Origin of the sequence: Streptococcus sp. 1055 (genome assembly GCF_013276815.1) — a bacterium.
Taxonomy (GTDB): domain Bacteria; phylum Bacillota; class Bacilli; order Lactobacillales; family Streptococcaceae; genus Streptococcus; species Streptococcus pseudopneumoniae.
In genome coordinates this window covers 15,473-38,234 of record NZ_VMLT01000111.1, presented here as the reverse complement: position 1 = coordinate 38,234, position 22,762 = coordinate 15,473, and the positions used below count along the sequence as shown (strand labels likewise).

The following is a 22,762-nucleotide window of genomic DNA, read 5'->3' as shown; positions in this document are numbered from 1 at the left end:
ATGTCTATTACAACCTTGCTCACCCTCTTGGTGTCTTCTATGCTGATTTACTCAGCACCCCTCATCTTTACAAGTATTGGTGGTGTTTTCTCTGAACGTGGTGGTGTGGTAAACGTCGGCCTTGAAGGAATTATGGTTATGGGTGCCTTTTCTGGAGTTGTCTTTAACCTTGAATTTGCAGAACAATTTGGAGCAGCAACTCCATGGCTATCCTTGCTTGTAGCAGGATTGGTTGGAGGTCTCTTCTCCATCATCCACGCAGCAGCGACGGTTCATTTCCGTGCAGACCATGTTGTCAGCGGTACGGTATTGAACTTGATGGCGCCAGCCTTGGCTGTTTTCTTGGTTAAAGTTCTTTATAACAAAGGACAAACCGACAACCTAAGTCAGACTTTTGGACGCTTTGATTTCCCAGTCTTGGCCAATATCCCAGTTATCGGTGATATCTTCTTCAAGTCAACTAGCCTACTTGGTTATCTGGCGATTGCCTTCTCATTCCTTGCTTGGTTTATTCTCTTTAAGACTCGCTTTGGTCTTCGTCTCCGCTCTGTCGGTGAACACCCTCAAGCAGCGGACACTTTGGGAATCAATGTCTACAAGATGAGATATTTAGGGGTTATTATTTCAGGTTTCCTAGGTGGAATTGGCGGAGCGATTTATGCTCAATCCATCTCAGTTAACTTCTCAGTGACAACTATTGTTGGACCTGGATTTATCGCCCTTGCTGCGATGATTTTCGGAAAATGGAATCCAATCGGAGCCATGCTATCTAGTCTTTTCTTTGGACTTTCACAAAGTTTGGCTGTTATCGGTTCTCAATTGCCATTCCTACAAGGAGTGCCAACAGTTTATCTTCAAATCGCACCTTATGTCTTGACAATTCTTGTCTTGGCAGCCTTCTTTGGAAAAGCAATTGCACCAAAAGCAGATGGTATCAACTATATCAAATCAAAATAAGCATACAAAAAAACGTCAGTTCTGTTCAAACTGGCGTTTATTTTTTAGAATTTTGATGGGTTAAGTTCAGTCCCCAAGGGACAAGATTTTCAGTTTTATTTTTGATACGTGTGATATTATCCTTATGCCGAATGATAATCAAACTAGCAAGTGCTAGGATAATAGCGATGAAGAGAGTATCATAGTGACTCAGGATAAAATCAAAAAGTGGAAAGAGTAGAACTCCGACGACAGCTGCGATAGATGCAGTGACACTAGATAGTGAAATCATACTACCAAGATAGAGGGTTCCAAAGAAAACAACTGCAAGGTAGAGACAGAAGACAGGAGCAAATCCGAAAACCACTCCAGCACTGGTTGCGACAGCCTTGCCCCCCTTAAATCCTGCAAAGATAGGGAAGGTATGGCCAATAACAGCTAAAAGTCCAAAGATGAGAGGCGAAATGCCTTGCAGATGAAACATAATCGGAAGAAGTGTTGCTAGGGTTCCTTTGAAAAAGTCAATTACAAAGGTTGCCATACCAGCTTTCTTGCCTAAAATGCGGAAGGTATTGGTCGTTCCGGTATTTCCAGAACCATGTTCACGCAGATTGATTTGAAAGAATACTTGTCCAATCCAGAGACCAGACGGAATCGAACCCAGCAGATAGGCTAGGATTAATAAAACTATTGTAATCATACTACTATTATATCATGAAATAGAGAAGAAAGGCAGAGAATCTCTTCTGAAATTGTCACATCGGAGAAAGAAAAATTTTGCAAAATCCTTGGAAAACCTGTAGAATAGTAAAGATGAACGAATAGGAGGTTCCTTGTGTCAAAAAAGGAAATCAATATTAACAATTATAATGATGATGCCATTCAGGTGCTAGAAGGGTTGGATGCGGTCCGAAAACGTCCAGGGATGTATATCGGATCGACCGATGGTGCTGGTCTCCACCACCTAGTCTGGGAAATCGTCGATAATGCTGTCGATGAGGCCTTGTCTGGATTTGGTGACCGTATTGATGTCACCATCAATAAAGATGGCAGTTTAACGGTTCAAGACCACGGACGTGGGATGCCGACAGGTATGCATGCTATGGGAATTCCAACTGTTGAGGTTATCTTTACCATTCTCCACGCAGGAGGGAAATTCGGTCAAGGAGGCTACAAGACATCAGGTGGACTTCACGGGGTGGGTTCTTCCGTTGTTAATGCCCTTTCTAGTTGGTTAGAAGTTGAAATTACCCGTGATGGCGCAGTTTACAAGCAACGTTTTGAAAATGGTGGAAAACCTGTCACGACTCTGAAGAAAATCGGTACAGTGCCCAAGTCTAAAACAGGTACCAAGGTTACGTTTATGCCTGATGCGACGATCTTTTCTACGATAGACTTCAAGTACAATACTATTTCAGAACGTCTTAATGAATCAGCCTTTCTCTTGAAAAATGTGACCTTGTCTCTGACTGATAAACGAACAGACGAAGCGATTGAATTCCACTATGAGAATGGAGTACAAGACTTTGTTTCTTATCTGAACGAAGACAAGGAAACCTTGACACCAGTTCTTTACTTTGAGGGGGAAGATAATGGTTTCCAAGTGGAAGTAGCTCTTCAGTATAATGACGGATTTTCAGATAACATTCTATCCTTTGTCAATAACGTGCGCACCAAAGATGGTGGTACGCACGAGACAGGACTCAAGTCTGCCATTACCAAGGTTATGAACGACTACGCGCGTAAGACTGGGCTTCTCAAGGAAAAAGATAAAAACCTTGAAGGTTCAGACTACCGTGAGGGACTTGCTGCCGTTCTTTCTATCTTGGTTCCGGAAGAACACCTCCAGTTTGAGGGACAGACCAAGGACAAACTAGGAAGCCCACTAGCTCGCCCAGTTGTGGATGGAATTGTGGCGGATAAGTTGACCTTCTTCCTAATGGAAAATGGAGAACTAGCTTCAAATCTTATTCGCAAAGCTATCAAGGCGCGTGATGCTCGTGAAGCAGCACGTAAGGCGCGTGATGAGAGCCGTAATGGTAAGAAAAATAAAAAAGACAAGGGCCTCTTGTCTGGGAAATTAACGCCAGCCCAGTCCAAGAATCCTGCAAAAAATGAACTCTATCTAGTCGAGGGGGACTCTGCCGGTGGCTCTGCCAAACAAGGTCGTGACCGCAAGTTCCAGGCTATTCTACCTCTTCGTGGTAAGGTTATCAATACAGCCAAGGCCAAGATGGCGGATATTCTCAAAAATGAAGAAATCAATACCATGATTTATACCATCGGTGCGGGTGTTGGAGCAGACTTCTCTATTGAAGATGCCAACTATGACAAGATCATTATCATGACCGATGCGGACACCGATGGTGCCCATATCCAGACCTTGCTCTTGACATTTTTCTATCGTTACATGCGTCCCCTAGTTGAGGCAGGACACGTTTATATCGCCCTTCCGCCTCTTTACAAGATGTCCAAAGGCAAAGGCAAGAAAGAAGAAGTAGCCTACGCATGGACAGACGGAGAACTTGAAGAACTCCGCAAGCAGTTCGGTAAAGGTGCTACCCTCCAACGCTATAAAGGTCTCGGTGAGATGAATGCGGACCAGCTCTGGGAAACAACCATGAATCCAGAAACCCGTACCCTCATACGTGTCACCATCGAAGACCTAGCACGCGCAGAACGTCGTGTCAATGTCCTCATGGGAGACAAGGTCGAACCACGCCGTAAGTGGATTGAGGACAATGTCAAGTTTACGCTGGAAGAAGCGACAGTGTTTTAAAATATTGTGTAATTATATTTAAAAGAAAGAGTTTTTAAAAATGGTATCATCGAAAAATAATAAAATGTACATTGAAGAATTAGAAATTAAAGATTTTAGAGTAATTAAAAAAGTATCGTTCAAGCCGTCAAAATATGTAAATATTATTTCAGGGAAGAATGGTACAGGGAAATCAACTATATTAGGAATGATTGCCCAAGGTTTCTCTTATCACAATAATGTTATTCCTTTTATTTCTGGAGATGTAAAAAAACTTAATAAAAAAGATATAAAGAGACTTTCAGAAAATGACCCTAAAGTTGTGCAATATAAAAAATTACTAACTTATTTTGGGGATGATTTTGAGTCCACATCTGCAGAGCATTTTAAATTATCTCCAAATGATGTTAGAAATATAGAACATGCTAAAGTTACATTGAGCAATAAAGATAGTTTTAAAATTGAGAGTACGAACCATAACAAAAAACTTCCTCGTCTAGTTACTAGGAGAAAAGACGGGAAATCATCCAATTATGTCCATCCAGTAATTTATTTAGGCCTGGAAAGATTAACACCGTTAGTCAGATCCACTAAAATGAGTGACTTGCAAATCAATTTATCATCGCAGGATAAGAAAGAAATACATAATCTTTATCAGTCAATACTTTTAAAAAAATATACAGACAATCTTACTGCAACTGAAACAAATCTGAATAATAAGAAAACAGCATCATTTATTGATGAAGAGATGACTATTGAAATGATTTCATCAGGGGAAGATAATATTGGGCAAATTTTATTAGCTTTGTATTCATTTAAGAAATTAAAAAATGATTTTCCTAATGATTACAAGGGTGGGATATTACTTATTGATGAAATAGATGCGACATTATATCCAGCCGCTCAGAATAAATTATTAGATATACTCTTTCAAAAAGCAAGAAGTTTTGACGTGCAAATTTTTGCCACTTCACATTCGTTGACTTTATTGGAACATTGTGAAAAACTGAAAATATCGAACCAACGTACTAATCATGATATAAAACTATTTTCTTCCGATATTAGTTCTGAAGACAATTCAACAACTACGTTATCAGAGATGAAATATTTAATTGATTTTAAAAATATGTTGTTGGCACAAGCTAATGAACAGAAAATTACTGATAGTATCAAGATTTATTTTGAAGATGCTGAGGCTCAATATGTTTTTGAAGGCTTAATACATTCTTTGAAGAATAGTAATAACCATTCAATTAAAAATTCATTACACTTCATGTCAAATACAACTTTATCATGTACCAATTATATACACTTGTATAAATCTAAAGTAACAGAATTTTCTAAGAATTCGATAGTTTGCTTAGATGGAGATGTTGAAGCAAATATAAACGATTATAGAAATTTTATTACTTTGCCTACTAATGACCTTCAATGTAATCCAGAGGAATTTATTTTTGATATTCTTGATGATAATAACTCAGATTATTGGAAAACAGCAAAGAATTATAATCATAGTGTTTTTATGAATAATCCAATTTACCAAGTTATTCAATCAATTAAGAATGGAACTTATGAATCGGAATATAAACAAGTTAATGGAGAGTTTAAGAATATAGCTGAAAGAAAAGTGTGGAAAAAATGGTTTAATAAAGAAAAAGTTCATTGGAAGTACAACAATAATCCAGTCAAATATTGGGCAAAAAATAATCCTGAAAAAGTTCAAGAATTTCAGGTACAATTTGAAAAAGCGTTTAACTATGTAGCTGATAATGTTAAACTTCCTAGATTATAATTTGGAAGTTACTTAAAAAAGGGGTATAATTTTATCAATAAGAGATGAGGTGATGATATGTCAGGTAAGACCTATACGCCATTAAGATACCCTGGGGGGAAAACTCAGGTTTATGAATTCGTTAAAGAATTGATTAAAGAAAATAATTGCCATACTTATATTGAGCCTTATATGGGAGGAGCGGGAGTTGCTATGAAACTTTTGCTACTTGGAGATGTAGAAAAGATTATTGTAAATGATTATGATAAATCTATCTATGCATTTTGGTACTCTGTTCTTTATTTGACTGAAGAGTTGATTGATAAAATAGAAAATACTGACATAACAATAGATGAGTGGAAAATTCAGAAATCAATTCAAGATAATAAAAAAAATGTTTCTGATTTACTACTTCTGGGTTTTTCAACTTTATTTCTTAATAGAACAAATAGATCTGGTATTATAAAAGCTGGGGTTATTGGTGGTAAAAATCAGAATGGAAAATACAAACTAGATTGTCGATTCAGTAAATCAGATATAATAAACAAAATTCTTGAAATATCTAAGCATAAAAAACAGATTAAACTTTTTAATATGGATGCTGAGCAGTTTATTAAAAGGTCAATTTCTAAAACAAAAAATTCATTTACTTTTTTTGATCCACCTTATTATACTAAAGGACCAGGTTTATATACAAATTTTTATAACCATGATGATCATTCTAGGTTATCAAAAACAATCAAGGATTATATGAAAGATAAAAAATGGATATTAACTTATGATATTCATAAAAGTATAGAAAAGATGTACGAAGAATATCGTTCTGAACTATATTATTTAAACTATTCAGTTAGTACTCCTAATAAAGGTATTGAAAGAATATTTTATTCAGATAATCTGCATTTTTCACAATCAAGAAATAAATTAAAAATTGTTGACTAAAAACTTGCCAGCGATTTATTTTCAAAAAAGTGACTGACAGAAAAAAAGTCAGTTTGCCTGTCTCATGGGAGAGACTGGCACAAAAATATTCAAAAAGAAAAATGAAAAAAGTAAATGAAGTAAAAAGTTTGTCCCTGAGTGACTTAGACAATCAGGAGTTTATCGGCTTGGTAGGTCTGCACCATTCGGATTGCTGGAAAAGAAGCTGTAGAAATCGGCTGGCGTTTGCGAAAAGAGTTTTGGAATAGTGGTTATGCGACAGAGGTTGCCCAAACCTGTCTAGACTTCGCTTTCCAGCAAGCTGGCTTGTCAGAAGTTTACTCCTTTACATCCTTACTCAATCTCCCTTCGCAAAAAGTCATGCAAAAGGTAGGCATGGAATTTGTCAAAGAATTTGATAATGAAAAAGTTCCAGCAGACAGTCCGCTTTATAGACATGTCCTATACAGAATCAAGAGTTTTTACTAAAAAGGCAGGTATTCCCATGAGAACTGAAACCGAGATGTTTGATTTAATTTTACAAACCGCAAAAAGTCTAAAAGTCGAGGCTGTCGCCATGTCTGGTTCACGGACAAACCCAAAGGCCCCAAAAGATGAATTTCAAGACTATGACGTGGTCTATGTCGTGGATGATTTAGATAATTTGAAGAGTGCCCTTTCTTGGCTAGACCAGTTTGGCAAACGCATTATCGAGCAGCATGTCCTGCTTGGTCACCGTCGTCTTTATCTCATGCTCTTTGAAGATGGCAATCGGATTGATTTAACCCTCTGCCCTAAAGAGCATATCAAGGAGTGGGTAGATAGCGAAGCGGAATTCATAGTTTTAGAAGATAAGAAGGGCTTATTTGAGTCCTATTCTCCCAGTCCTCAGCGTTTCTGGATACATCCAGCTACTGAGACAGATTTTAAAAATTCCTGTAATGAATTTTGGTGGGTATCAGCTTACGTAGTCAAAGGAATTTGTCGCCATCAAGTCATCTATGCGACGGACCATCTCTACGGCATTTGTCAACAAGAATTCTTGAAAATTTTGGCTTGGCAGGTTGCAAGTGATAGGGGAACAGTCGATATTGGCAAGAACTACAAGTATCTTTTCAAGTATTTACCTACAGAGAAAGAGAAGGAAATCTCTGCTCTCCTTGATTTTTCAAGTGTAGAGAAACTTACTCAGTCATTGTTTGCTACGATGCAACTTTTCCACCAAGAAGCTCAATCCCTTGCTCAAAAGATGGGATTTGATTACGATAAGGAAGTAGCTGAGAAGATGATGAGATATGCTGAGGAGAGACTTCCTAATCGCTAAATAATTAAGCAACGTATTTTAAACTACAGAAAGGGTCGTTTGGTTACTTATAGTAACTGAACACGGGACTGAGACTTAGGAAAAAAGAGAAATCGCCTTGGGTTCGTTGAATTCTTGCATCTATTTCCTATTTTTCTATAGAAATTTTCGGCAAGCCGAATCGTCCCTTTATATCTTAACTGAACACTTTTTCTGTAAAAACCTACTCTATATTCTTTGAAAGGAGTTGAACACGCCCTAAATGATGCGTGAAAAAGATAAATTCTCTGGTGAGCTTGCTTACTTCAAGAATTTTCTATTTTCACTTGGTATTTTATGGGCTTTGTATCTTATGTCTAACATTCAAAACATGTCCCTGGAGGACATCATGGGAGAGCGCTTTGGTCGCTACTCCAAGTACATTATTCAAGACCGGGCTTTGCCAGATATTCGTGATGGCTTGAAGCCGGTTCAGCGCCGTATTCTTTATTCTATGAATAAGGATAGCAATACTTTTGACAAGAGCTACCGTAAGTCGGCCAAGTCAGTCGGGAACATCATGGGGAATTTCCACCCACACGGGGATTCTTCTATCTATGATGCCATGGTTCGTATGTCACAGAACTGGAAAAATCGTGAGATTCTAGTTGAAATGCACGGTAATAACGGTTCTATGGACGGAGATCCTCCTGCGGCTATGCGTTATACTGAGGCACGTTTGTCTGAAATTGCAGGCTACCTTCTTCAGGATATCGAGAAAAATACAGTTCCTTTTGCATGGAACTTTGACGATACGGAGAAAGAACCAACGGTCTTGCCAGCAGCCTTTCCAAACCTCTTGGTCAATGGTTCGACTGGGATTTCGGCTGGTTATGCCACAGACATTCCTCCCCATAATTTAGCTGAGGTCATAGATGCTGCAGTTTACATGATTGACCACCCAACTGCAAAGATTGATAAACTCATGGAATTCTTGCCTGGACCAGACTTCCCTACAGGGGCTATTATTCAGGGTCGTGATGAAATCAAGAAAGCTTATGAGACTGGGAAAGGGCGCGTGGTTGTTCGTTCCAAGACTGAAATTGAAAAGCTAAAAGGTGGTAAGGAACAAATCGTTATTACTGAGATTCCTTATGAAATCAATAAGGCCAATCTAGTCAAGAAAATCGATGATGTTCGTGTTAATAACAAGGTAGCTGGGATTGCTGAGGTTCGTGATGAGTCTGACCGTGATGGTCTTCGTATCGCTATCGAACTTAAGAAAGACGCTAATACTGAGCTTGTTCTCAACTACTTATTTAAGTACACCGACCTACAAATCAACTACAACTTTAATATGGTGGCGATTGACAATTTCACACCTCGTCAGGTTGGGATTGTTCCAATCTTGTCTAGCTACATCGCTCACCGTCGAGAAGTGATTTTGGCGCGTTCACGCTTTGACAAAGAAAAGGCTGAGAAACGTCTCCATATCGTCGAAGGTTTGATTCGTGTGATTTCGATTTTGGATGAAGTCATTGCTCTTATCCGTGCTTCTGAGAATAAGGCGGACGCCAAGGAAAACCTCAAAGTTAGCTATGATTTTACGGAAGAACAGGCTGAGGCTATCGTAACTTTGCAACTGTACCGTTTGACCAATACCGATGTGGTTGTCTTGCAGGAAGAAGAAGCAGAGCTTCGTGAGAAGATTGCTATGCTGGCGGCTATTATTGGTGATGAAAGGACTATGTACAATCTCATGAAGAAAGAACTTCGTGAGGTCAAGAAGAAATTTGCAACTCCTCGTTTGAGTTCTTTAGAAGACACTGCGAAAGCAATTGAGATTGATACAGCTAGTCTTATCGCTGAGGAAGATACCTACGTCAGCGTGACCAAGGCAGGTTACATCAAGCGTACCAGTCCACGTTCCTTTGCGGCTTCCACCTTGGAAGAAATTGGCAAACGTGATGATGACCGTTTAATCTTTGTTCAATCTGCCAAGACCACCCAGCATCTCTTGATGTTCACGACTCTTGGAAATGTCATCTACAGACCAATCCATGAATTAGCAGATATTCGTTGGAAGGATATCGGCGAGCATTTGAGCCAAACTATTACCAATTTTGAAACGAATGAAGAAATCCTTTATGTTGAAGTTGTGGATCAGTTTGATGATGCGACAACTTACTTTGCGGCGACTCGTTTCGGTCAAATCAAGCGTGTAGAACGCAAAGAATTCACTCCATGGCGGACCTACAAGTCTAAGTCTGTCAAGTATGCTAAGCTCAAAGACGAGACAGACCAGATTGTGGCAGTAGCTCCGATTAAACTGGATGATGTTCTCTTGATTAGCCAAAACGGTTATGCTCTGCGTTTCAATATCGAAGATGTTCCGGTTGTTGGTGCCAAGGCTGCAGGTGTCAAGGCTATGAACCTGAAAGAAGATGATGTCCTCCAATCGGCCTTTATCTGTAATACCTCATCCTTCTATCTCTTGACTCAGCGTGGAAGCTTGAAACGTGTTTCTATTGAGGAAATTCCAGCAACCAGCCGTGCCAAACGTGGTTTACAAGTTTTGCGTGAGTTGAAAAACAAACCGCACCGTGTCTTCTTTGCAGGAGCGGTTGCAGAACAAGGCTTTGTTGGTGATCTCTTCAGTACGGAAGTGGACGGGAACGATCAAACTTTGCTTATCCAATCTAATAAAGGAACAATCTATGAAAGCCGATTGCAAGACTTGAACTTGTCAGAACGCACTAGCAATGGAAGCTTCATTTCTGACACGATTTCAGATGAAGAAGTTTTTGACGCTTATCTTAAAGAAGTATTTACTGAAGCTAAATAAGTGAAATGAAGAATCAGTTCTAAGAGCTGGTTCTTTTTATTGAAGAAATTTTCTGAAAATTACAAAATATACTTGCTATTTTAGAAAAAAAGTGTAGAATATAAGAAATAGGTTTTTAGAATAAGGAGTGGAATATGACAGTAACGATTGATTGGGAAAACCTTGGTTTCTCCTATATGAAATTACCTTATCGCTATATTGCTCATTTTAAAAATGGACAATGGAATCAAGGAGAGCTTACAGAGGATGCAACTTTGCATATTTCAGAGTCTTCTCCAAGTCTCCACTATGGACAACAAGCATTTGAAGGTTTGAAAGCTTATCGTACTAAGGATGGCAGTATTCAACTGTTCCGTCCTGATGAAAATGCCAAACGCCTGCAACGGACATGTGACCGTCTCTTGATGCCACAAGTTCCGACAGACATGTTTGTAGAAGCTTGTAAAGCAGTTGTCCGTGCGAATGAAGAATACGTACCACCATACGGAACAGGTGGAACCCTCTATCTTCGCCCTCTTTTGATTGGTGTCGGAGATATTATCGGGGTAAAACCGGCAGAAGAGTACATTTTCACCATCTTTGCTATGCCAGTTGGAAATTACTTTAAGGGTGGTTTGGTCCCAACCAACTTCTTGATTCAGGATGAATACGACCGTGCAGCTCCAAATGGTACAGGTGCGGCTAAGGTTGGTGGAAACTATGCTGCAAGTCTCTTACCAGGAAAAATGGCCAAGTCACGCCATTTCTCAGATGTTATCTATCTGGACCCATCAACTCATACAAAGATTGAAGAAGTCGGATCAGCTAATTTCTTTGGAATTACAGCTGATAATGAATTTGTAACACCATTGAGTCCATCTATCTTGCCATCTATTACCAAGTATTCCTTGCTTTATTTGGCAGAACATCGCTTGGGATTAACTCCTATTGAGGGTGATGTTCCAATTGATAATCTTGACCGTTTTGTAGAGGCAGGTGCCTGTGGTACAGCAGCGGTTATTTCTCCAATTGGAGGTATTCAGCACGGTGATGATTTTCATGTATTCTATAGTGAAACAGAAGTAGGTCCTGTGACGCGTAAACTCTATGATGAACTGACAGGAATTCAGTTTGGTGATATTCCAGCGCCAGAAGGTTGGATTGTGAAAGTAGATTAAAAATATATTAAAGGAGATTTTTATGAAATCAAAAAAGTGGATTTTAACAACAGGACTTATCCTAAGCACAACAGCTCTTTTAGCAGCCTGTGGAAAAGCTGATAAAGAAGCAGATGCTCCGACAACATTTTCTTATGTTTATGCAGTGGATCCAGCATCCTTGGACTACAGCATAGCAACGCGTACATCCACAACAGATATTATCGGGAATGTCGTTGATGGTTTGATGGAAAATGATAAATATGGTAATGTTATTCCTTCCTTGGCTGAGGATTGGTCTGTCTCAAAAGATGGATTGACTTATACCTATAAACTTCGTAAGGGAGTGAAATGGTACACTTCTGAGGGTGAAGAATATGCAGAAGTAACAGCCCATGACTTTGTGACAGGACTAAAACACGTGGCTGATGGTAAGTCAGACGGTGTCTCTCTCATCCAAAATTCCATCAAGGGCTTGGACGCCTACATGACTGGTGAAACCAATGATTTCTCTACAGTTGGTGTTAAAGCTTTGGATGACTACACAGTTGAGTATACATTGAATGCGCCAGAAAGTTTCTGGAATTCAAAAGTTACAACAGCGACGATGTTACCTGTAAATGAAGAGTTTTTAAAGGCATCTGGAAAGAATTACGGAGAGGTTAGCCCAGCAGGTATTCTCTACAATGGCCCTTATTTCTTAAAAACATTGACTTCTAAATCTTTGATTGAATATGAAAAAAATCCAAATTACTGGGATAAAGAAAATGTTAAAATTGAGAAGATTAAATTGACCTACTACGATGGTTCAGATTAGGAGTCTTTGATCCGTAGCTTCTCCTCTGGTGCTTATACGACAGCCCGTCTCTTCCCAAGTAGTTCAAACTTTGCTTCAACTTTGGAAGAATACGGAGATAAAATCACTTATAGCCCACAGGACTCAAGCAGTTATTACTTTACTTTTAACGTAAATCGTCAGTCATACAATAAAACTGCGAAAACAAGCGAAGAGCAAAAGACTTCTACAAAAGAAGCGATGCTTAATAAGGACTTCCGTCAGGCTATCAACTTTGCCTTCAACCGTCATTCTTATGCTGCCCAGCTAAACGGTGAAGATGGTGCGGACAAGATTATTCGTAACAGCCTTGTTCCAGATAACTTCGTACAAGCAGGTGGTAAGAACTTTGGTCAAATCGCTCAAGCAGAGTTGGTGAACTATGGGGACCAATGGAAAGGTGTTGAGCTAGTTGACGGTAAGGATTCTATCTATAACCCTGACAAGGCTAAAGCTGCTTTCGAAAAAGCTAAGAAAGACTTGGAATCTAAAGGGGTAACCTTCCCAATTCACTTGGATGTCCCGGTTGAACAAACAGATACTATCGCCGTGCAACAAAGCAACTCTTTCAAACAGTCTATTGAATCAACTCTTGGTGCTGAAAATGTTGTCATCGATGTACTTCAAATGACAGATAATGAAAAAGAAACGATTACATCACAAGCGCGTGTTCCTTCTCAAAAAGATTATGATTTGAACAGTACAGGATGGGCTCCAAGCTATCAAGATCCAGCGTCTTACTTGAATATTATGGATCCAAAATCTGGTTCTGCCATGAAACACCTTGGTATTACAAAAGGAAAAGATAAGGATGTTGTAGCTAAACTTGGTTTGGATCAATATAAGAAATTGTTAGAAGATGCTGTTTCTGAGACCACTGACCTAGAGAAGAGATATGAAAAATATGCCAAAGCTCAAGCTTGGTTGACAGGTAGTTCATTATTGATGCCAACAGCTTCATCTGGTGGTTCTCCAGTTGTAAGTAACGTAGTACCATTCTCAAAACCATACTCACAAGTTGGTATTAAGGGGGATCCATATATCTTTAAAGGAATGAAATTGCAAAAAGATATTGTTACAACAAAAGAATATGACGAAGCTCTTAAAAAATGGCAAAAAGAAAAATTGGAATCCAATAGCAAATACCAAAAAGAACTAGAAAAGCATATTAAATAAGGAATGGTATTGCTCTTGATAAAATTTTAAAAATACTGTCATTTTAGATATAAAGGAGTTTGATATGGAGTGGATTAAGCTAATAGGAATAGCAATCATTGTTGTGGGTTTTATTTTAAAGTTTGATACAATTGCAACAGTAGTCTTAGCTGGTTTGGTTACAGCTTTAGTTTCAGGTGTTTCTCTTGTTGAATTTTTGGAGATTTTGGGAAAAGAATTTAGCAATCAGCGAGTGCTCACGATTTTTATGGTTACCTTGCCTCTTGTGGGGCTGTCAGAAACCTTTGGACTCAAGCAACGATCAATTGATTTGATTCGAAAGATTAAAGGTCTGACAGTTGGAAACTTCTATACAGTTTATTTCTTTATTCGAGAGTTAGCTGGTTTCTTTTCAATTCGTCTAGGAGGACACCCTCAGTTTGTCAGACCTTTGGTTCAACCTATGGGAGAAGCAGCAGCAGAGTCTCAATTAGGTAGAAAGTTAACAGAGGTTGAAGATGAGGCAATAAAAGCGCGTGCGGCTGCAAATGAAAATTTTGGAAATTTCTTTGCTCAAAATACGTTTGTAGGTGCTGGGGGAGTCCTCTTGATAGGGGGAACATTAGATCAGTTAGGCTATGAAAGCAATTATGCAGGGATTGCTTCTGCATCTATTATTGTTGCTGTTATAACACTTATTGTAGTGGGGATTTACAATTATTTATTTGATAAAAAATTGACATCAGAAAAGACTAGGGGAGGAGAACAAAAATGACAGAGTTGGCAAAGCAACTATTAGAGTTGACCTATATTGTGATTGGTTGTCAATTTCTCCATACAGCCTATTGTAGTTATAAAGATAAAACAAACCCAGTTAGACTTGGGACATCTGGATTTTGGACTCTATTGGCTATTACGTTTATAGGTGGTTCCTATATGCCAAATATGAGTATTGGTATTATTGTAATCCTATTATCGCTGTTAACATTGTTTAAGCAAGTCCGTATCGGAACCTTGCCATCCTTAGATGAAATGAAAGCCAATATTGAATCTAACAGGTTGAAAAATAAAATTTTTATTCCAGTTATGCTGATGGCAATACTTGCGTTGGTCTTAGCGCAAATGATTCCAGAATTTAGCAAGATTTCGATTAGCCTTGCCGCCTTGTTTGCTACAATTTCTGTTCTTGTGATTACCAATAGTCACCCTAAGAGTCTGTTATCAGAAAATAATCGAATGACTCAGCAAGTTTCAACAAGTGGGATTGTTCCTCAATTATTAGGGGCTTTGGGGGCTATTTTTACTGTAGCAGGTGTTGGTGATGTTATCTCTCATCTGATTAGCGGTATTGTTCCTTCAGATAGTCGCTTTATAGGAGTTTTGGCCTATGTTCTTGGAATGGTTCTATTCACAATGATTATGGGAAATGCTTTTGCAGCATTCACCGTTATTACAGCAGGTGTTGGAGTTCCCTTTGTATTTACTCTAGGAGCTAATCCAATTGTGGCTGGTGCTCTTGCCATGACAGCAGGTTATTGTGGGACCTTATTGACCCCAATGGCTGCTAATTTTAACGCTCTACCAGCAGCATTGATGGATATGAAAGATCAGAATGGCGTTATAAAGGCTCAAGCAGGTGTTGCTCTAGTAATGATTGTTATTCACATATTCTTAATGTACTTTCTCGCATTTTAGTAAAGGAAAATAAAATGAAAATATTGGTTACAGGTTTTAATCCTTTTGGAGGTGAAAAGATTAATCCAGCTTTGGAGGCTGTAAAATTATTACCATCTGAGATTAATGGGGCCGAAGTTCGCTGGGTAGAAATTCCAACGGTTTTTTATAAGTCGTCAGAAGTTTTAGAGGCAGAAATATTACGATATCAACCAGATGCTGTACTTTGTATTGGACAAGCAGGCGGCAGGACCGGCTTAACACCTGAACGAGTGGCTATTAATCAAGATGATGCTCGCATACCTGATAACGAAGGCAATCAACCAATTGATACACCGATTCGTATTGATGGAGCATCGGCCTATTTTAGTAGTTTACCTATCAAAGCGATGGTACAAGCTATTAAAAAACAGGGACTTCCAGCAGTTGTGTCCAATAGTGCAGGAACCTTTGTTTGCAATCATTTGATGTACCAAGCTCTTTATTTAGTGGATAAAAAATTCCCTAATATGAGAGCAGGTTTCATGCATATTCCATATATGATGGAACAAGTAGTAAATAAGCCGAATACTGCAGGAATGAGTCTATGCGATATTGTAAGAGGCATAGAGGTAGCTATTGAAGCTATTGTAGACTACAAAGATAAGGATTTGCAGTTAGTAGGTGGTGAGACTCACTGATAACCTAAAAAGGATAGTCAATTATGCTTGTTTACTAACTATTAGCTATGCTAAATCGATTGAGGTTGTTTACATAAAACTCTATATCAGACAAGCCTGATATAGAGTTTTTTCTTGCTAGTTTTAGGATTTTCTTGTACAATAGAAAAAGTGAAGAGAGGTATGAAATGAGTAAGAAAGATAAAAAAATCGAAATTCAAGTAGCAGATGCCAAAGTTAATGTAGGAAAAGACAGTTTTGAAGGCTATACCTTGATCATTGGTAAAAAAGTTATCGGAGAAATTGCCGAATTAGAGGGACAATTTGCCATCATAAAGAATGGGAATGTCGATAGTTTTTATAAAAAATTGGAAAAAGCTGTGGAAATTTTGATTGAAAATTATAATTTAGCAAAATAAGTCTTGTTTTTTTGAAATTTTCATGATATAATAGTCCATGTTGATTGTAGGAGAGATAGCGAAGAGGCTAAACGCGGCGGACTGTAAATCCGCTCCTTCGGGTTCGGGGGTTCGAATCCCTCTCTCTCCATTTCATCAATGGGGTATAGCCAAGCGGTAAGGCAAGGGACTTTGACTCCCTCATGCGTTGGTTCGAATCCAGCTACCCCAGTTCTTAGGTAATAATCAAGATAAAAAGCAAAATATCTTAGGGTATTTTATTTTTATAATTGAAAGACGTGAACGATATGAACATGTCCTTGCGAGTGCTTAGGAAAAAAATTATAAGTATGTCAAGTTTAAGAAAAAACTTGATTGTTGGAGGATTTTTTAGATGAACGAATTTGAAGATTTGCTAAATAGCGTTAGCCAAGTTGAGACTGGTGATGTTGTTAGTGCTGAAGTATTGACAGTTGATGCGACTCAAGCTAACGTTGCAATCTCTGGAACTGGTGTTGAAGGTGTCTTGACTCTTCGCGAATTGACAAACGATCGCGATGCAGATATCAATGACTTTGTTAAAGTAGGAGAAGTATTGGATGTTCTTGTACTTCGTCAAGTAGTTGGTAAAGATACTGATACAGTTACATACCTTGTATCTAAAAAACGCCTTGAAGCTCGCAAAGCATGGGACAAACTTGTTGGTCGCGAAGAAGAAGTTGTTACTGTTAAAGGAACTCGTGCCGTTAAAGGTGGACTTTCAGTAGAATTTGAAGGTGTTCGTGGATTTATCCCAGCTTCAATGTTGGATACTCGTTTCGTACGTAACACTGAGCGTTTTGTAGGTCAAGAATTTGACGCTAAAATCAAAGAAGTTGATGCTAAAGAAAACCGCTTCATCCTTTCACGTCGTGAAGTTGTTGAAGCAGCTACAGCAGCAGCTCGCGCTGAAGTATTTGGTAAATTTGCTGTTGGTGATGTTGTAACTGGTAAAGTTGCTCGTATCACAAGTTTCGGTGCTTTCATCGACCTTGGTGGTGTTGACGGATTGGTTCACTTGACTGAATTGTCACATGAACGTAACGTTTCACCAAAATCAGTTGTAACTGTTGGTGAAGAAATTGAAGTGAAAATCCTTGATCTTAACGAAGAAGAAGGACGTGTATCACTTTCACTTAAAGCAACAGTACCAGGACCATGGGATGGTGTTGAGCAAAAATTGGCTAAAGGTGATGTAGTAGAAGGAACAGTTAAACGTTTGACTGACTTCGGTGCATTTGTTGAAGTATTGCCAGGTATCGATGGACTTGTTCACGTATCACAAATTTCACACAAACGTATTGAAAATCCAAAAGAAGCTCTTAAAGTTGGTCAAGAAGTTCAAGTTAAAGTTCTTGAAGTTAACGCAGATGCAGAGCGTGTATCACTTTCTATTAAAGCTCTTGAAGAACGTCCAGCTCAAGAAGAAGGACAAAAAGAAGAAAAACGTGCTGCTCGTCCACGTCGTCCAAGACGTCAAGAGAAGCGTGATTTCGAACTTCCAGAAACACAAACAGGATTTTCAATGGCTGATTTGTTTGGTGATATCGAACTTTAATCAAATTGAAAATTCACAAAATCCTTTGTTTACTAAACAAGGGATTTTTTCTTTTGTCTCTGCTCCTTTTTTGATATAATAGTTCTATGTTAAAATCAGAAAAACAATCACGTTATCAAATGTTAAATGAAGAATTGTCCTTCCTATTGGAAGGCGAAACCAATGTTTTGGCTAATCTTTCCAACGCCAGTGCTCTCATAAAATCACGTTTTCCTAATACCGTATTTGCAGGTTTTTATTTGTTCGATGGAAAGGAATTGGTTTTAGGTCCCTTCCAAGGAGGTGTTTCCTGTATCCGTATTGCACTAGGCAAGGGCGTATGTGGTGAAGCTGCTGAGTTGCAGGAAACAGTCCTGGTTGGTGATGTAAGGACCTATCCCAACTATATTTCTTGTGATAGTCTAGCTAAAAGTGAAATTGTGGTGCCGATGATAAAGAATGGCCAACTACTTGGAGTTCTGGATCTGGATTCTTCAGAGATTGAGGATTACGATGCAATGGATCGAGATTATTTGGAACAATTTGTCGCTATTTTGCTTGAAAAGACAGCATGGGACTTTACAATGTTTGGGGAAAAATCTTAATGTATCAAGCACTTTATCGAAAATATAGAAGTCAAAACTTCTCCCAGTTGGTTGGTCAAGAAGTTGTGGCTAAGACTCTTAAACAAGCAGTAGAACAAGAGAAAATAAGTCATGCCTATCTTTTTTCTGGTCCACGTGGAACGGGAAAAACCAGTGTAGCTAAGATTTTTGCCAAAGCTATGAACTGTCCCAATCAAGTGGGTGGTGAACCTTGTAATAACTGCTATATTTGTCAGGCAGTGACGGACGGTAGTTTAGAAGATGTCATTGAAATGGATGCAGCCTCTAATAATGGGGTGGATGAAATTCGCGAAATTCGTGATAAATCTACCTATGCGCCTAGCCTTGCTCGTTATAAGGTTTACATCATAGATGAGGTTCACATGCTGTCTACAGGGGCTTTTAATGCCCTTCTAAAGACGTTGGAAGAGCCAACACAGAATGTGGTCTTTATTTTGGCTACTACTGAATTGCACAAGATTCCTGCCACTATTCTATCCCGTGTCCAACGTTTTGAATTTAAATCGATTAAAACACAGGATATTAAGGAACATATCCGCTATATCTTAGAAAAAGAAAATATCAGTTCTGAGCCAGAGGCTGTGGAAATCATTGCCAGACGGGCTGAAGGTGGAATGCGAGACGCCTTGTCTATTTTGGATCAAGCCCTGAGTTTGACACAGGGAAATGAGCTGACGACTGCCATCTCTGAAGAAATTACTGGCACTATTAGCCTATCAGCCTTAGATGATTATGTGGCTGCCTTGTCCCAGCAGGATGTTCCCAAAGCATTAGCTTGCTTAAATCTTCTCTTTGACAATGGTAAGAGCATGACTCGTTTTGTGACCGATCTTTTGCACTATTTAAGAGACTTGTTAATTGTTCAAACAGGGGGAGAAAATACTCATCATAGTCCAGTCTTTGTAGAAAATTTGGCACTTCCTCAAGAAAATCTGTTTGAAATGATTCGCTTAGCGACAGTGAGTTTAGCAGATATTAAGTCTAGTTTGCAGCCCAAGATTTATGCTGAGATGATGACTATTCGTTTAGCGGAGATTAATCCTGAACTAGCTCTTTCTGGTGCAGTTGAACATGAAATTTCTGCACTGAGACAGGAAGTGACACGTCTCAAACAAGAACTCGCCAATGTGGGAACTGTGCCCAAGCCAACTAGTCCAACTCCTAGTCGCCCAGCAACAGGCAAGACAGTCTATCGTGTGGATCGCAATAAAGTTCAATCTATCTTACAAGAGGCTGTCGAAAATCCTGATTTAGCACGTCAAAATCTGATTCGCTTGCAGAATGCCTGGGGAGAGGTGATTGAAAGTCTTGGAGGTCCTGATAAGGCTCTACTAGTTGGTTCTCAACCGGTTGCAGCCAATGAACACCATGCCATTCTTGCTTTTGAATCTAACTTCAATGCTGGTCAAACCATGAAACGAGACAATCTCAACACTATGTTTGGCAACATTCTCAGTCAGGCAGCAGGTTTTTCACCTGAGATTTTAGCCATTTCCATGGAGGAATGGAAAGAAGTTCGCGCAGCCTTTTCAGCTAAAGCCAAATCTTCTCAAACTGAAAAAGAAGCAGAAGAAAGTCTGATTCCAGAAGGATTTGAATTTTTGGCTGATAAAGTGAAGGTAGAGGAAGACTAAAGAAAGATTTCATGATACAATAAGTTTATGAATAAACAACAATTTATTATTATGGCGCTGTTTACAGCTGCTGAGACCTATTTTTTCAATGAAGCTTGGATGACTGGTCGCTATATTATGGCAGCCTTTTGGGCAATTTTACTCTTCAGAAATTTCCGAGTCAGTTATGTGATGGGCAAAATCGTTGATGTCATCGATCAGCATTTTAATAGGAAAGACTAGCCCTCAGCTTCCAGACAAAATCAAAGCCTTTTAGGCTTTTTTTTGTTATACTATAAAAGTATATTTATAGACCTTTTATACTCTTCGAAAATCTCTTCAAACCACGTCAGCTTTATCTGCAACCTCAAAGCGGTGCTTTGAGCAACCTGCGGCTAGCCTCCTAGTTTGCTCTTTGATTTTCATTGAGTATTACCGTACTTTCTAGGGAAATCAAGTATGTTTCTAGTAAGCACTGTAAAGGTCTTGAAAAAGAAAGGAACTATCATGTCAGTATTAGAAATCAAAGATCTTCACGTTGAGATTGAAGGAAAAGAAATTTTAAAAGGGGTGAACCTGACCCTGAAAACAGGAGAAATTGCCGCTATCATGGGACCAAATGGTACAGGTAAATCGACTCTTTCTGCCGCTATCATGGGAAATCCAAACTATGAAGTAACTAAAGGTGAAGTTTTGTTTGATGGCGTAAACATCCTTGAGTTGGAAGTGGATGAGCGTGCGCGTATGGGACTTTTCCTTGCTATGCAATACCCATCAGAAATTCCTGGTATTACTAACGCTGAGTTTCTTCGTGCCGCTATGAATGCTGGTAAAGAAGATGATGAGAAGATTTCAGTTCGTGAGTTTATTACTAAGCTAGATGAAAAAATGGAATTGCTCAACATGAAAGAAGAAATGGCAGAGCGTTACCTCAACGAAGGTTTCTCTGGTGGTGAGAAAAAACGTAATGAAATTCTTCAACTCTTGATGCTGGAACCAACTTTTGCTCTTTTGGATGAGATTGACTCAGGTCTTGATATTGATGCCCTTAAAGTTGTTTCTAAAGGTGTGAATGCTATGCGTGGTGAAGGCTTTGGTGCTATGATCATCACTCACTACCAACGTCTTTTGAACTACATCACACCTGATGTGGTACACGTGATGATGGAAGGGCGTGTTGTCCTTTCTGGTGGTCCAGAATTGGCTGCGCGTTTGGAGCGTGAAGGATACGCAAAACTAGCTGAAGAACTTGGCTACGACTACAAGGAAGAATTGTAATTCCCTCGTATCTTTTAGGAGAAGTAAATGACTAAAGAAAATATTAAACTTTTTTCAGAAATGCACGCTGAACCAAGCTGGTTGGCTGACCTCCGTCAAAAAGCTTTTGATAAGATTGAGAGTTTAGAATTACCAGTTATTGAGCGTGTCAAATTCCACCGTTGGAATCTGGGTGATGGAACGATTACAGAAAGCGAGCCATCAGTAAATGTTCCAGATTTCACAGCTTTAGATAACCACTTGAAGTTGGTGCAAGTAGGAACGCAAACTGTTTTTGAGCAAATTCCAGTTGAGTTGGCTCAACAGGGTGTCGTCTTTACAGACTTCCATTCAGCTTTAGAAGAAATTCCAGAGCTGATCGAAGAATTCTTCATGTCATCTGTCAAGTATGACGATGATAAGTTGGCAGCCTACCATACAGCTTATTTCAATAGTGGTGCTGTTCTCTACATTCCTGATAATGTTGAGATTAAAGAACCAATCGAAGGAATTTTCTATCAAGACAGCGATAGCGATGTGCCGTTTAACAAGCATATTATGATTATCGCTGGTAAAAATTCTAAGATTAGTTATCTGGAGCGTTTAGAGTCACGCGGTGAAGGAAGTGCCAAAGCAACTGCTAATATCACAGTAGAAGTCATTGCACGTTCTGGTGCTCAAGTCAAGTTTGCGGCTATCGACCGTCTAGGTGAAAACGTTACTGCCTATATTAGCCGTCGTGGTAAATTAGGCAACGATGCAAGTATTGACTGGGCAATCGGTGTCATGAACGAAGGAAGTGTCGTTGCAGACTTTGATAGTGACTTGCTTGGTAACGGTAGCCATGCTGACCTGAAAGTTGTAGCTCTTTCAAGTGGTCGTCAGGTACAAGGGATTGATACCCGAGTAACTAACTATGGCTGCAACTCAATCGGAAATATCCTCCAACATGGGGTTATCCTTGAAAAAGCAACTTTGACTTTCAATGGTATCGGTCACATCATCAAGGGTGCTAAGGGAGCAGATGCGCAACAAGAAAGTCGTGTTCTCATGCTTTCAGACCAAGCGCGTTCAGATGCTAATCCAATTCTTTTGATTGATGAAAATGACGTAACTGCAGGACACGCGGCTTCTATCGGTCAGGTAGATCCAGAAGATATGTACTACCTCATGAGCCGTGGCTTGGATAAGGCAACTGCAGAGCGTTTGGTTGTTCGTGGTTTCCTTGGATCCGTTATCGTTGAGATTCCAGTCAAGGAAGTTCGTGATGAAATGATTGCGACTATCGAAGAAAAATTGTCAAAACGCTAAGGGGAAGCC

General features: G+C 39.2%; 18 protein-coding genes, 2 tRNA genes and 2 pseudogenes. 21 read left to right on the top strand and 1 reads right to left on the bottom strand.

Annotated features, from left to right (window positions below):
- The gene (locus HT699_RS09395) at positions 1-957 is read left to right on the top strand and encodes an ABC transporter permease (RefSeq protein ID WP_172921673.1); all 957 of its coding nucleotides are present in this window, start codon (positions 1-3) and stop codon (positions 955-957) included.
- Between the two features lie 37 nt (positions 958-994).
- Here HT699_RS09395 and plsY read toward each other — a convergent pair whose 3' ends face one another.
- Positions 995-1,636 (bottom strand): glycerol-3-phosphate 1-O-acyltransferase PlsY, encoded by a 642-nt coding sequence (gene plsY, locus HT699_RS09390; protein ID WP_172921672.1) that lies wholly within the window; start codon positions 1,634-1,636, stop codon positions 995-997.
- Positions 1,637-1,771: 135 nt separating this feature from the next.
- On the opposite strand from plsY, the gene parE reads away from it, so the two are divergent.
- From parE to sufD, 20 genes and pseudogenes are all read left to right on the top strand, one after another.
- Complete coding sequence (gene parE / locus HT699_RS09385; protein ID WP_172921671.1) at positions 1,772-3,715, top strand: DNA topoisomerase IV subunit B; 1,944 nt, start codon at positions 1,772-1,774, stop codon at positions 3,713-3,715.
- 40 nt (positions 3,716-3,755) lie between these two features.
- On the top strand, positions 3,756-5,486 hold the full coding sequence (locus HT699_RS09380) for an AAA family ATPase (RefSeq protein ID WP_240149893.1): 1,731 nt from the start codon (positions 3,756-3,758) through the stop codon (positions 5,484-5,486).
- A gap of 57 nt (positions 5,487-5,543) precedes the next feature.
- A complete protein-coding gene (locus tag HT699_RS09375) occupies positions 5,544-6,407 on the top strand; it encodes a DNA adenine methylase (protein ID WP_172934308.1) in 864 nt (287 codons plus the stop codon).
- A gap of 140 nt (positions 6,408-6,547) precedes the next feature.
- Positions 6,548-6,875, top strand: a pseudogene (locus HT699_RS09370) (GNAT family N-acetyltransferase); the annotation flags it as partial.
- Between the two features lie 16 nt (positions 6,876-6,891).
- Complete coding sequence (locus HT699_RS09365) at positions 6,892-7,710, top strand: aminoglycoside 6-adenylyltransferase (protein ID WP_172934307.1); 819 nt, start codon at positions 6,892-6,894, stop codon at positions 7,708-7,710.
- 331 nt (positions 7,711-8,041) lie between these two features.
- The gene (parC, locus tag HT699_RS09360; RefSeq protein ID WP_172934313.1) at positions 8,042-10,513 is read left to right on the top strand and encodes a DNA topoisomerase IV subunit A; all 2,472 of its coding nucleotides are present in this window, start codon (positions 8,042-8,044) and stop codon (positions 10,511-10,513) included.
- A 134-nt stretch (positions 10,514-10,647) separates the two neighbouring features.
- Positions 10,648-11,670: a branched-chain amino acid aminotransferase gene (locus HT699_RS09355; RefSeq protein ID WP_172934306.1), complete on the top strand. Its 1,023-nt coding sequence runs from the start codon at positions 10,648-10,650 to the stop codon at positions 11,668-11,670.
- Positions 11,671-11,692: 22 nt separating this feature from the next.
- Positions 11,693-13,660, top strand: a pseudogene (locus HT699_RS09350) (peptide ABC transporter substrate-binding protein).
- A gap of 64 nt (positions 13,661-13,724) precedes the next feature.
- Positions 13,725-14,414: a DUF969 domain-containing protein gene (locus tag HT699_RS09345; protein ID WP_057487179.1), complete on the top strand. Its 690-nt coding sequence runs from the start codon at positions 13,725-13,727 to the stop codon at positions 14,412-14,414.
- Positions 14,411-15,334, top strand: a complete 924-nt coding sequence (locus HT699_RS09340) for a DUF979 domain-containing protein (protein ID WP_138702952.1) — start codon at positions 14,411-14,413, stop codon at positions 15,332-15,334. The genes HT699_RS09345 and HT699_RS09340 overlap by 4 nt, the downstream gene beginning before the upstream one ends.
- Before the next feature lie 14 nt (positions 15,335-15,348).
- Entirely contained in the window at positions 15,349-15,993 is a 645-nt protein-coding gene (gene pcp, locus HT699_RS09335; protein ID WP_000699369.1) for a pyroglutamyl-peptidase I, read from the top strand.
- A gap of 167 nt (positions 15,994-16,160) precedes the next feature.
- Positions 16,161-16,391 (top strand): DUF2969 domain-containing protein, encoded by a 231-nt coding sequence (locus HT699_RS09330; RefSeq protein ID WP_000037111.1) that lies wholly within the window; start codon positions 16,161-16,163, stop codon positions 16,389-16,391.
- A gap of 49 nt (positions 16,392-16,440) precedes the next feature.
- Positions 16,441-16,521 (top strand) — tRNA-Tyr (locus tag HT699_RS09325).
- A gap of 9 nt (positions 16,522-16,530) precedes the next feature.
- Positions 16,531-16,602, top strand: a tRNA-Gln gene (locus HT699_RS09320).
- Positions 16,603-16,764: 162 nt separating this feature from the next.
- Positions 16,765-17,967: a 30S ribosomal protein S1 gene (gene rpsA / locus HT699_RS09315; protein ID WP_001001629.1), complete on the top strand. Its 1,203-nt coding sequence runs from the start codon at positions 16,765-16,767 to the stop codon at positions 17,965-17,967.
- Positions 17,968-18,053: 86 nt separating this feature from the next.
- Positions 18,054-18,551, top strand: a complete 498-nt coding sequence (locus HT699_RS09310; protein ID WP_000920156.1) for a GAF domain-containing protein — start codon at positions 18,054-18,056, stop codon at positions 18,549-18,551.
- On the top strand, positions 18,551-20,206 hold the full coding sequence (dnaX, locus tag HT699_RS09305) for a DNA polymerase III subunit gamma/tau (RefSeq protein WP_000283809.1): 1,656 nt from the start codon (positions 18,551-18,553) through the stop codon (positions 20,204-20,206). The genes HT699_RS09310 and dnaX overlap by 1 nt, the downstream gene beginning before the upstream one ends.
- 27 nt (positions 20,207-20,233) lie before the next feature.
- Positions 20,234-20,428, top strand: a complete 195-nt coding sequence (locus HT699_RS09300) for a DUF3272 domain-containing protein (RefSeq protein WP_001041547.1) — start codon at positions 20,234-20,236, stop codon at positions 20,426-20,428.
- 264 nt (positions 20,429-20,692) lie between these two features.
- A complete protein-coding gene (gene sufC, locus HT699_RS09295) occupies positions 20,693-21,463 on the top strand; it encodes a Fe-S cluster assembly ATPase SufC (protein ID WP_000114489.1) in 771 nt (256 codons plus the stop codon).
- A gap of 27 nt (positions 21,464-21,490) precedes the next feature.
- A complete protein-coding gene (sufD, locus tag HT699_RS09290; RefSeq protein ID WP_172934305.1) occupies positions 21,491-22,753 on the top strand; it encodes a Fe-S cluster assembly protein SufD in 1,263 nt (420 codons plus the stop codon).
- Positions 22,754-22,762: the final 9 nt, after the last annotated feature.

What these genes read in the sequence shown, in the direction of transcription:
- HT699_RS09395 (WP_172921673.1), top strand. Translation starts at nt 1, where the DNA reads ATGTCTATTACAACCTTGCTCACCCTCTTGGTGTCTTCTATGCTGATT.
- plsY (WP_172921672.1), bottom strand. Translation starts at nt 1,636, where the DNA reads ATGATTACAATAGTTTTATTAATCCTAGCCTATCTGCTGGGTTCGATT.
- HT699_RS09380 (WP_240149893.1), top strand. Translation starts at nt 3,756, where the DNA reads ATGGTATCATCGAAAAATAATAAAATGTACATTGAAGAATTAGAAATT.
- HT699_RS09375 (WP_172934308.1), top strand. Translation starts at nt 5,544, where the DNA reads ATGTCAGGTAAGACCTATACGCCATTAAGATACCCTGGGGGGAAAACT.
- HT699_RS09365 (WP_172934307.1), top strand. Translation starts at nt 6,892, where the DNA reads ATGAGAACTGAAACCGAGATGTTTGATTTAATTTTACAAACCGCAAAA.
- parC (WP_172934313.1), top strand. Translation starts at nt 8,042, where the DNA reads ATGTCTAACATTCAAAACATGTCCCTGGAGGACATCATGGGAGAGCGC.
- HT699_RS09355 (WP_172934306.1), top strand. Translation starts at nt 10,648, where the DNA reads ATGACAGTAACGATTGATTGGGAAAACCTTGGTTTCTCCTATATGAAA.
- HT699_RS09345 (WP_057487179.1), top strand. Translation starts at nt 13,725, where the DNA reads ATGGAGTGGATTAAGCTAATAGGAATAGCAATCATTGTTGTGGGTTTT.
- HT699_RS09340 (WP_138702952.1), top strand. Translation starts at nt 14,411, where the DNA reads ATGACAGAGTTGGCAAAGCAACTATTAGAGTTGACCTATATTGTGATT.
- pcp (WP_000699369.1), top strand. Translation starts at nt 15,349, where the DNA reads ATGAAAATATTGGTTACAGGTTTTAATCCTTTTGGAGGTGAAAAGATT.
- HT699_RS09330 (WP_000037111.1), top strand. Translation starts at nt 16,161, where the DNA reads ATGAGTAAGAAAGATAAAAAAATCGAAATTCAAGTAGCAGATGCCAAA.
- rpsA (WP_001001629.1), top strand. Translation starts at nt 16,765, where the DNA reads ATGAACGAATTTGAAGATTTGCTAAATAGCGTTAGCCAAGTTGAGACT.
- HT699_RS09310 (WP_000920156.1), top strand. Translation starts at nt 18,054, where the DNA reads ATGTTAAAATCAGAAAAACAATCACGTTATCAAATGTTAAATGAAGAA.
- dnaX (WP_000283809.1), top strand. Translation starts at nt 18,551, where the DNA reads ATGTATCAAGCACTTTATCGAAAATATAGAAGTCAAAACTTCTCCCAG.
- HT699_RS09300 (WP_001041547.1), top strand. Translation starts at nt 20,234, where the DNA reads ATGAATAAACAACAATTTATTATTATGGCGCTGTTTACAGCTGCTGAG.
- sufC (WP_000114489.1), top strand. Translation starts at nt 20,693, where the DNA reads ATGTCAGTATTAGAAATCAAAGATCTTCACGTTGAGATTGAAGGAAAA.
- sufD (WP_172934305.1), top strand. Translation starts at nt 21,491, where the DNA reads ATGACTAAAGAAAATATTAAACTTTTTTCAGAAATGCACGCTGAACCA.